The following is a 5,705-nucleotide window of genomic DNA, read 5'->3' as shown; positions in this document are numbered from 1 at the left end:
AAACGCATCACACCGCTACTGGCAGTGCTCGCCCTGGGCGTCCTCGCCACGCCCGCGTTCTCTCAATCGATCAGCCTGGTCTGCCGCTGCGTCGATGGCGGCGTCAGCTCCAACCAGGTCAAGTGGATCAAGGAGTTCGTGATCCCCACGTTCGAGGCCGCCCACCCGGGCGTCACCGTGACCCTCAACGAGTTCGGCGGCAGCGACGAGGCCCTCAAGCAGCAGTACGCCCTCGACCTGTCGGTCGGCAAGGGCTTCGACGTCATGGGCTTCGACGGCTTCTGGATCCCCGAGTTCGCCAGCGGCAACCTCCTGAAGCCGCTCGTGGACGTGGCCGGCTCCGCGGTGACCGAGTGGGAGGGCTGGTCGCACATCTCCGCCGGCATCCAGAGCATCATGTCGTACCAGGGCAAGATCTACGGCATCGCCAACGGCACCGACGTTCGGATGATCTTCTACCGCAAGGACATCCTCGGTCGCGCCGGCGTGCCCAACGCCGATTCGTGGCAGCCGATCAACTGGCAGGACCTGGCCGACACCGCCCGCATCGTGCTGCGCGCCTTCCCCGACTCCGCGCCGCTACAGATCAACGCCGGCACGAGCATGGGCGAGGCCACCACGCTCCAGGGCTACTACATGCTGCTCCTCGGCACGGGGGAGGAGCCGTTCATGGACGGCAAGTGGGTAGTCCGTAGCCAGGGCATCCTCGACACGCTCAACTTCTACAAGGAGATCTACGTCGACAACAAGCTCGGCTCGCAGCGCGTGCAGCTCGTCAACGACGGCCGCGACCAGTCGTTCGCCAACTTCCGCGACGGCAAGACCGCCATGCTGGTCGAGGGAGACTGGTTCTACCGCTCCGTCACGGCGCCCGGCTCCGAGTTCGCCGTCGAGAACCGCGACGAGGTCATGGGTTGGGCGAAGATGCCCGCCGAGCACCCCGGCGCCGGCATCCGCGGCCAGGACTACGTGAGCGCCTCCGGCGGCACCGGCTGGGTCCTCAACCCCAACACGGCGCAGCCCGCGCTGGCGTGGGAGCTGATGGAGCTCATGAACAGCAAGGAGGCGCGCGACGCCTACATGACCTACCAGCCCGGCATCGCCGCGCGCGACGACGTGCCCGTCCCCAACAGCCCGTTCCTTACGGAGACGGCCAAGGCGCTCCTGCCGCTCACCACCTCGCGCCCCAACAACGACGACTACGCCAAGGTCTCCGAGCAGATCCAGCTCATGACCGAGAACGTCGTGTCGGGCGCCATGTCGCCGCAGCAGGCCATGGACGCCTACGCGGCCGCCGTCACCGGCATCGTCGGTGCCGAGAACACGGTCGACCGCCTGAAGTAAGCGGCCCTCTCGTGCACCCTTCGGCGGCGGTCGGGAGGTGTCCCCGACCGCCGCCGATAGGCCCGCACCGGGCGCGTAGACCGCAACAGGGAGAGACCCCTTGCGAGAACGACGCACCATCTTGCCCTTGCTCACCGGGCTGCAGTTCCTGGCGCCCGCTGCGCTGTTCATCGCGGCGTTCATACTCATGCCCTTCTTCTGGATCGCCGCCGTCAGCTTCACGAACCGCTCGCTCACGGGCGTGACGGCCGCGCACCCGCAGTTCGTGGGCCTCCAGAACTATCTGAAGCTCTTCGATCTATCCACCTTCATGAACCCGGGCCAGTTCGGCTCGTCCCTCGTCATCACGGCGCAGTTCGTGTTCTTCTCCGCCATCGTCGGCCAGGCCGTGTTGGGGCTCTTGCTCGCCTGGTTCTTCTACCGGCGCACGGGCTGGGTCAAGGAGTCCGTCCAGACCCTGGCCATCGTCGCCTGGATCATCCCGGACGTCGTGGTGGCCTTCGCCTGGAACGCCTTCCTCAACTACGAGGGCGGCACCCTCAACCGGCTGCTCGCGCTGGCGGGCGTGGAGCGGGTCGACTGGCTGCTGGGGCTACCGCTCCTCTCCATCATCCTGTTCAACGCCTGGCGCGGCGCCGCCTTCTCGATGCTGCTCTTCTCGTCGGCCTTCGGCTCCATCCCGCCCAGCTACCTCGAGACGGCGGACGTGGCCGGGGCGGGGCCGTGGCAGCGGCTCAAGGACATCATCCTGCCGCTCATCCGCACGCACATCGTCACGGACCTGATCCTCATCACGCTGTGGACGTTCAACACCTTCTCGCCGTTCCTGCTCACGGGCGGTGGCCCCGCGTTCAAGACGGAGGTCGTCAGCGTGCTCACCTACCGCGTCGCCTTCAAGTACTTCGACTTCGGCGCCGGCAGCGCCATCGGCATGGTGATGATGCTCATCAACCTGGCCTTCGCGCTCGTCTACCTCAGCCTCCTCAGGCGGCAGGGGGCGAGGGCGTGAAGCTGGTGCGACACGTCCTGGCGCGCGTGGGTTTCTACGTGCTGGCGGCCCTGTTCGCGGCGCTCTTCGCCCTGCCGCTCCTCTGGCTGCTGTTCGCCCCGTTCAGCGCCAAGGCCAACCTGGCCGTGGCGCTCCCCGACCCGTTCACGTTCTCCAACTTCGGCAAGGTGTTCGCCAACAGCTTCGCCGTGAGGGCGCTGTTCCAGAACAGCGTCATCCAGGCGGTGGGGGCCATGGTCCTCGTCACGCTCCTCGCCACGCTCGCCGCCTACGCGCTCTCCCGCGCCCCGATCCGCGGCCGCGACGCGCTCAGCTACGGCCTGGTGCTGTTCTCCTCCATCGTCACGGGCACGGCGGCCATGGTGCCGCTCTTCCTGCTCATCTTCCAGTTGGGACTGATCGACACCCACGTGGGCGTCATCCTCGTGTTCACGGGGGGCCTGCTGCCGGCGGCCATCTTCATCATGCGCGACTTCGTCGACTCGATCCCGCGGTCGTACGAGGAGTCGGCGCTGGTGGCGGGCGCCTCGCCGTGGGGGATGTTCCGCGACATCGCCCTGCCCATCGTGCGGCCCGGGATGATGGTCGTGGGCGTCTGGACGTTCGTGAACGTGTGGGGCGGCTTCCTGGTGCCGTTCATCCTCCTGCGCAGCCCGAGCAAGATGCCCGCCGCCGTGGCGATCTACTCCTTCTACACGGAGGGGGGCACGCCCATCATCACCCTCACCACCGCCTACGCCCTCCTCTACACCCTGCCGGTGCTGGCGCTCTACCTGTTCGTCAACTGGAAGTACGGGTTCCGCTTCTTCGGCGGGATCAAGTCGTGAGAGGCAGCTGACCTTGGCTAACGTCACCTTCGCGTCGATCACCAAGCAGTTCGGGACGGTCAAGGCCGTCGACGACGTCTCCTTCGAGCTCGCCGACGGCGAGTTCGTCTGCCTGCTCGGCCCGTCCGGCTGCGGCAAGACCACCACCTTGCGCATGATCGCCGGGCTGGAACAGCCCACCAGCGGCCGCATCTCGATAGGCGGCGAGGACGTCACCGACGCCAAGCCCAAGGAGCGCGACATCGGCATGGTGTTCCAGGACTACGCGCTCTTCCCGCACATGACCATCGAGGCCAACATCGCCTACCCCCTCAAGGTGCGCGGCGTGGGGGCCCGGGAGCGGGCCGCGCGCGCCGCGGAGGTGGCCGCCAGCCTCCAGATAGATCAGCTCCTGGCGCGGCGCCCCGGCCAGATCTCGGGCGGGCAGCAGCAACGCACCTCGCTGGCTCGTGCCGTGGTGCACAAGCCGCGGGTCTACCTGTTCGACGAGCCCCTATCGAACCTGGACGCCAAGCTGCGGCTCGAGGCGCGGAGCTTCCTCAAGCACCTGCAGCGCGAGCTCGGGGTCACCTCCATCTACGTCACCCACGACCAGGCGGAGGCCATGGCCCTGGCCGACCGCGTGGCCGTGATGGACAAGGGCAGGATCGTGCAGATCGGCCCGCCGCTCGAGGTCTACCACCGGCCCGCCACCACGTTCGTCGCCAACTTCCTCGGCAGCCCGCCCATGAACCTGCTGCCGGTGCGGCTCGAGGGCGGCGCGTTCCACGCCGGCCCGCTCCGGGTCGACGCGCGGGGCTTCGCGGACAGGCTCCGCGGCGTGGCGGAGGGCAGCGAGCTCACCCTCGGCCTCAGGCCGGAGCACCTGCGGCTCGGCGGCGAGGGTGACGAGTGGACGGTCCCGGGCCACGTCTACGCCGTCGAGCCGCTGGGCCCGGAATCGCTGGTCACGCTGAGGGTGGGGGAGGGGCTCGTCACGGCGCGCCTCTTCGGCGACGAGGCACCGCAGGTGACGGGCGACGCGCGCTTCGCCTTCGACCCTAAGAACCTCCACCTCTTCGGCGCGGACGGGCGGCGCATCCAGGTCCCATGATCCGTTTCGAGGGGCGCGTGACCCCCGGGCAGCGTAGGCGCAGCCCGTACGTCTACCTGCCGTTCGACGTGCCCGCCGGTGCCGAGCGCGTGAGCGTGCGCTACGGTTTCGAAGACGGCAGCATCCTCGACCTGGGCCTCCTCGACCCCACGGCGGGCCCCTTCCCGTCTCTCACCGGGTTCCGCGGCTGGAGCGGGAGCGCCAGGCGCGAGGTGCACGTGGCCGCCGCCGATGCCACGCCCGGCTACATGGCCGGGCCGCTCCAGGCGGGGCGGTGGCAGGTGGTGCTCGGGCTGGCGAGAGTGGCCGCGGCAGGGTGCGCCTACCGGGTGGAGGTGGACGTGGGACGCGGTGACGCGCCGGCGGCGGGCACTGCCGCGGCCGCGGCGCCGGCGGTCGGCCGGAGGGCGCCCGGCGCGACCGGCCGGGTGGGCGCGGTGCGCGCCGGCGCCGGCTGGTACCGGGGCGACCTGCAGAGCCACACCTTCCACAGCGACGCCCGCGCGTCCGTGGCTGAGCTGGCGGCCGAGGCGCGGGCGCGTGGCCTCGACTTCCTCGCCGTGACCGACCACAACACCGTCAGCCACCACGCGGAGCTGCCGCTGAACAGCGCCTCCGATCTGCTCCTCGTCCCCGGCGAGGAGGTGACCACCTACCGCGGTCACGCCAACGTGTGGGGCGTGGCGGGCTGGGTCGACTTCCGCATCGAGCGCCCCGGCGATCTGGACGTGCTGGTGGCGCAGGTGCACGCTCGCGGCGGCCTCTTCTCCGTCAACCACCCCAAGACGCAGCCCGGCTGCATCGGCTGCGACTGGGAGTACCCGGTGCCGGGCGGGGCCGACGCCATGGAGGCGTGGCAGGGCCCGTGGGCGCTGGGGAACTGGGAGTCGCTCGCGCGCTACGACGCGCTGCTCCGGGAGGGGCGCCGCCTCACGTTGGTGGGCGGCAGCGACAGGCACCACCCGGGCGCCAGCCGCGTCGATCCGCCGCTGCTGCAGGTCGGTTCGCCCACCACCTGGCTCGAGCTCGAAGAGCTGTCCACGCCTGCGGTCCTCACCGCCATCCGCGCCGGCCGGGCCTACGTGAGCGAGGGGCCCGGCGGGCCGCGCCTCGAGCTGAGCGTCGGCGGCGCGGGCATGGGTGGGACGGTCGGCGCGGGCCCTCCCGTCGTCGCCCGCGCGAGGGTGGAAGGCGCGACGGGCGACGTGCTCCGCTGGGTGGGTACGGCAGGCGTGGTGCGCGAGACCGCGCTGGGCTCTGACGACGTCACGGACGCCTTCGAGTGGGTGCCCGCCGGGGCGTTCCTGCGCTGCGAGGTGGTGGCCCGCGCGTCGCTGCCCGCCCTCGAGGCCGAGCTCAGGACCTTCGCCGCCGGCCCGCACTTCCCCTCCTACCTGAGCGTGGCCGACGTGTTGGCGCACCCGTGGCGGCG

5 protein-coding genes are annotated in these 5,705 nt (G+C 70.2%); all 5 read left to right on the top strand.

Features of this window, described 5'->3' with window-relative positions:
* Window positions 1-18 precede the first annotated feature (18 nt).
* Complete coding sequence (locus H3C53_11580) at window positions 19-1,344, top strand: extracellular solute-binding protein (GenBank protein MBW7917306.1); 1,326 nt, start codon at window positions 19-21, stop codon at window positions 1,342-1,344.
* A gap of 187 nt (window positions 1,345-1,531) precedes the next feature.
* Window positions 1,532-2,353, top strand: coding sequence for a sugar ABC transporter permease (locus H3C53_11575; protein MBW7917305.1), 822 nt, complete (start codon window positions 1,532-1,534; stop codon window positions 2,351-2,353).
* The gene (locus H3C53_11570) at window positions 2,350-3,180 is read left to right on the top strand and encodes a carbohydrate ABC transporter permease (GenBank protein ID MBW7917304.1); all 831 of its coding nucleotides are present in this window, start codon (window positions 2,350-2,352) and stop codon (window positions 3,178-3,180) included. The genes H3C53_11575 and H3C53_11570 overlap by 4 nt, the downstream gene beginning before the upstream one ends.
* A gap of 13 nt (window positions 3,181-3,193) precedes the next feature.
* Window positions 3,194-4,273 carry an ABC transporter ATP-binding protein gene (locus H3C53_11565; GenBank protein MBW7917303.1) on the top strand — a complete coding sequence of 360 codons (1,080 nt, stop codon included), beginning with the start codon at window positions 3,194-3,196 and terminating at the stop codon, window positions 4,271-4,273.
* Window positions 4,270-5,705: PHP domain-containing protein (locus H3C53_11560; GenBank protein MBW7917302.1), on the top strand; the 1,436-nt coding region annotated here is incomplete at its 3' end. The genes H3C53_11565 and H3C53_11560, both read left to right, overlap by 4 nt.

Source organism: Trueperaceae bacterium (genome assembly GCA_019454765.1).
Lineage (GTDB): Bacteria > Deinococcota > Deinococci > Deinococcales > Trueperaceae > JAAYYF01.
Note: the sequence above shows the minus strand (reverse complement) of the source record. Positions and strands in the feature narration are given on the sequence as shown.

Excerpts from the sequence above, each read along its gene's own strand:
- H3C53_11575 (MBW7917305.1), top strand. The coding sequence starts at position 1,532 with ATGCCCTTCTTCTGGATCGCCGCCGTCAGCTTCACGAACCGCTCGCTC.